General features: G+C 59.7%; 2 protein-coding genes and 1 pseudogene. 2 read left to right on the top strand and 1 reads right to left on the bottom strand.

From position 1 onward, the window contains the following. Window positions 1-94: 94 nt before the first annotated feature. A pseudogene (locus ABZ532_RS31420) lies at window positions 95-701 on the top strand (transposase); the annotation flags it as partial. 310 nt (window positions 702-1011) lie between these two features. On the opposite strand, the gene ABZ532_RS31425 reads toward ABZ532_RS31420, so the two are convergent. Continuing rightward, window positions 1012-2334, bottom strand: coding sequence for a hypothetical protein (locus ABZ532_RS31425; RefSeq protein WP_361291373.1), 1323 nt, complete (start codon window positions 2332-2334; stop codon window positions 1012-1014). A gap of 378 nt (window positions 2335-2712) precedes the next feature. Between ABZ532_RS31425 and ABZ532_RS31430 the strand changes: the two genes are divergently transcribed. Next, window positions 2713-3054 carry a helix-turn-helix domain-containing protein gene (locus ABZ532_RS31430; RefSeq protein ID WP_361291376.1) on the top strand — a complete coding sequence of 114 codons (342 nt, stop codon included), beginning with the start codon at window positions 2713-2715 and terminating at the stop codon, window positions 3052-3054. The last annotated feature ends 132 nt before the right edge of the window (window positions 3055-3186 follow it).

Genomic DNA, 3186 nt, shown 5'->3' on the forward strand with positions numbered 1-3186 from the left:
CAAACTCCGCTGCTCGACCACCCGCGTCACCAGCCTCGTCCAAGCCATCCTCACCCTGCATCTGGCCAGCTCAGACTGAGGATGGAAAGGGCTCACGGTCTACGGCTACATCGCCAAATGGGCCGACGAGGGCGTGTTCGCCCAGCTCAACGGCCCTGCTCCAGCAGCTTTTGCGTGAGAAGGACGGACGGGACGCACCCCGCCTCCGGCCAGGGCGTCGACGCGGGGAAGAAGATCGTCGGCAGGAAGCGGAGCATTGTCCCCGACACGCCCAGCCTTCACCTCTCGGTACTGGTGACCGCGGCCCGCGTGCAGGACTCCGCTGGCACTGCCCTACTCGACCGGGTAGTCGCCGACCACCCCCGGCATCCGCAAGAGTGGGCCGACAGCGGTTACCGCCAGCGCCTCGTCGAACATGCTGCGACTTGCGGCGTCGACATGGAGATCACCACCCGCAAGCCCCACAGGGGTTTCAATCCCATCCCGAAGCGATGGGCAGTCGAGCGGACCTACGGCTGGCTCATGCTCTACCGTCGCCTGGCCCGCGACTACGAAACCCGCCGGCCCGCTCCGAAGCCGTCATCCACATCGCCATGACCGACCTCATGGCCCGCCGACTCACGGGCGAAAGCACCATCTCTGGGCAGCCATCGAGACGATGCACACCCAACGGACGATGGCACGTCAGCATCTGGAGATGAGGCGTTTGTGGTGATCGCCGCCGTGGCTACGGCGCGGTGGCAGCTGTTGCCGGTTCGGGTCAGCATAGCCCGCCGCCTTCAGGCTTCGCGCCGGGAAGCCATGGCCAAGTAGTAGCGACGTCCTTTCATCGCATAGCGACGCCGAATCACTGGACTTCGTGCTCACAGCACAGGCGAACCCTGCAAGTTAGAAGGCGACGAGGCCCTTCGGGGCACGAGCAGGAAACCGGATGCTCGTCACCCCTGGGGGCCTCGTCTACCGACCCGAAATCGCCTATTGACATAGGCAGAAAAGGGTCATCCTCCCAGGTTACGGAGTTCCATATACCTGAATGTCTGCAATAGAGTTAACGCCGCCGTCCTCGAAGTCAAGGAAGACGTATCGGCCGACAATCGGCGTAGGAGAATTGATCTGATACCAGTCCCAGTCTTGAGTCATTCCGAACGACTGAGAGATCTTTTCTCCATCTCCTCTATCTACGTTCATCCGTACTATGGACTCCATGCTCATGCTGGATCCCGGAGCGTCATCATAGACGCCTGCCGTGACGCGATGCGATTCACCCTTTGCATGGACCTTCACACCTGTTACGGAATGTTGCGATCCCAGATCCACCACGACGGACCACCTTCGCGAGTCTGGGGGCGTTACTCGCGAGCCACTGTTTGAGTCTTCATCGACCATCCGCCAGTACGTGCTCACTTCATCCGTATCGCCAGCCTTTCGCACCGATGGCTCCATCCAATAGGCACCGACTTCCTTGCCTTGGGCAAGATTCGCCTGTCCACATTGATCCGGAGGCACGTCCTCGTGGGCATCGAAAGTGATGTTCACCTTTTCGAGCGGTGCGGCGACGTGATAATTGCGCACGACATAGTCTACTCGATACCAATCGTCGCTACCTCCATTGGGTTCATGCTGAAGGTAGGAAGCCCTTATTGACCCAGATCCTGTGGCTATGGGCTGATCGACCCAGGCTTTTCCAATTTTACCTGGGGGGATTTTGTGGTCGGCGGCTGCCCAGTCCTCCTGGGCATAGGAGACCTCCGTACTGTAGGAATGCTCTTCAGTCTTCTGGGCTTGGAAAGACCAGAGTTCTCCCCCCCACCCACCAGGCAGAGTGGCCTTCGGTGCGATCTCACCGCCAACCATGGTGCCGTACTTGTGCTCGGTATTGTCCTTTCCGCCAATGACGTGTTTCTTGGTGAGTGTCATGGTGCTTTCACCGGGGCCGCAATTGTTCACTTGCTCAATCAGGATCTTTTCCGAGCCAGCGTAACTCTTCGGCGCACCCGGTTCATACTCACAGAACATCGCCGTGAAATCGGAGATACCAGCCGCGCCCGGAGTTCCCCAAGCGTTTTGACAATCGGTAATAATCTGCGCAGGACTCTTCGGGGTTAGGTGATTTGCTTGAGCACCCGAGGGGTCAATGTCTCCGCATCCCCCCTCTTCATCCATCTCCCAACTTTTCACCACGTCAGGGTTTGAAAGATCGCCCGACTCGGCGCCTTCGAATTGTCGGCAATCGAATGGGCCTTCCACGGACGCTGGTCCCGGCAGGTTAAGTAGCGGGAATTGTGATGTGTTCTCCACTTCGGCTTGAGCGCTATTAAACGGCGCCAGAAGCATTGTTGACGCAATGACCGTGCACGACCCAACGACGACAAGAGTACGGCGACTACGCTTTCCTGGCGTCACCTTGACTCTTGAGAGCGGGCGCGCAGACCGTTTCCACATCTGCTGTCTCCTTCACGCAACGGAGATGTATTCGGCTTCACCTCTTACGCTCAGCTTAAGCCCGGCCCGCGGAAGTGAATCCAGGTAACTCTTACCTAAACCTGGCGGTTGACCTAGTTTCTTGAGTCGGAGATTTGTCGTTGGTCTGATGCGAGTCGTCCTGGACCGAACATTCCACCGGTTGTGCTGACTGATGCCGAGCTGGAGATGTTGCAGTCGTAGGTGCGTCTTCGTTCGAGTGCCCAGTCGTTGACGTTGCGTTCGCGGATCGTGTTGGAATGCGCCGAAGGGCATGCGATTGCAGAGGTCGCCCGGCGGTTGCGGACCCCCGCGGACACGGTCCGCACTTGGCGGCGTCACTTCCTGGAGCGTCGGCTGGATGGTCTGTGCGATGAACCGCGGCCGGGAGTGCCGCGAAAGATCGCCGACGCAGACGCCGAAGAACGCCACGCACTGGTCGACAAGATCGATGGTCGCGTCCACCGGTATGACGCAGTCGGCGATCTCTCGGATCTGGCGGGGGCGGTCTCCAGCAGTGGTTGCGAGTTAGGGATTCTCGCATGGCTTCGGTGGGGGTCTTGTCTCCGAGCACGATGCGGGGTTGACGGTTGAGTTGTCGGGCGACCTCACGGAGGTCCCGGGCGGTGTGCCTGAAGTTTCCCCGTGATCCTGGACACGATCTTGTTATGCCGCGAGGGCGTGTTGTTGATGCCGTCGGGTCTCGGACGGGGTGAGGTAGCCGAA

Source organism: Streptomyces sp. NPDC019396 (assembly GCF_040632375.1).
GTDB lineage: Bacteria > Actinomycetota > Actinomycetes > Streptomycetales > Streptomycetaceae > Streptomyces.